Origin of the sequence: Shewanella surugensis (assembly GCF_023284005.1) — a bacterium.
Taxonomy (GTDB): domain Bacteria; phylum Pseudomonadota; class Gammaproteobacteria; order Enterobacterales; family Shewanellaceae; genus Shewanella; species Shewanella surugensis.
This window is the reverse complement of record NZ_JAKIKS010000342.1, coordinates 1-841: the sequence shown is the minus strand read 5'-3', so window position 1 is coordinate 841 and position 841 is coordinate 1. Positions and strand designations below refer to the sequence as shown.

The window sequence follows — 841 nt, the reverse complement described above, 5'->3', positions numbered from 1 at the left end:
GTTGCTCTCCTGTCTTTTGGTCGAGACTTGAGCCTACCTATACCGCGGTATAGGTGAAACCTATGCGAGTCACCCCGGCAGAGCCGGGGGTTTACCGTTTGTTAATTAAAACGATCCATAAGATCCCCGGACACCTCCCTTTAGATCGCGTCGATATCTGGTTTCAAGATGAAGCAAGATTTGGCCAACAAAACACGACAACGAGAATTTGGGCCAGAAAAGGTACCAGGCCGCGGGCTGTACGCCAGCAACAGTTCAACTATGCCTATCTATTTGGTTCAGTCTGTCCAAGCAGAGAGATAGGTCGAGCAATAGTGATGCCGTGGACAAGCAAAGAAGCGATGCGCTTACACTTAGAGCAGATCTCGACAGTGACAGAAGCAGAACGACATGCCGTGGTAATAATGGATGGTGCAGGTTGGCATACTGATGACATTGCAGATGAATTTAACAATATCAACATCATCAAATTACCGCCCTATTCACCTGAACTTAATTCAATCGAACAAGTACAGCATTGTCTCGCCAATAGGGTTTTCAAAGATTACCAAGACATTGTCGATAGCGTTTGTAAAGCTTGGAATAGCTTTACTGAGAGTGCAGCAAGAGTCACGCAAATGTGTTCAAGAGACTGGGCAAAGTTGATCAGTTAGTTTTCCAGATTGGTATGAGAGGGTCATTTTAAAAAGTAAACATAACAAAAAGGCCACCCGATTGGGTGGCCTTTATGTTTTATTAGGCGCCTGGAAATGACCTACTCTCACATGGGGAGACCCCACACTACCATCGGCGCGATTGCGTTTCACTTCTGAGTTCGGAATGGGATCAGGTGGGGCCACAA

Annotated in this window: 1 rRNA gene and 1 pseudogene; one reads left to right on the top strand and one right to left on the bottom strand. The window is 46.3% G+C overall.

The annotated features are described in order from the left end of the window. Nucleotides 1-110 precede the first annotated feature (110 nt). A pseudogene (locus tag L2764_RS27420) lies at nt 111-653 on the top strand (IS630 family transposase); the annotation flags it as partial. Nucleotides 654-741: 88 nt separating this feature from the next. On the opposite strand, the gene rrf reads toward L2764_RS27420, so the two are convergent. Next, nucleotides 742-841 (bottom strand): 5S ribosomal RNA (rrf, locus tag L2764_RS27415); the annotation flags it as partial.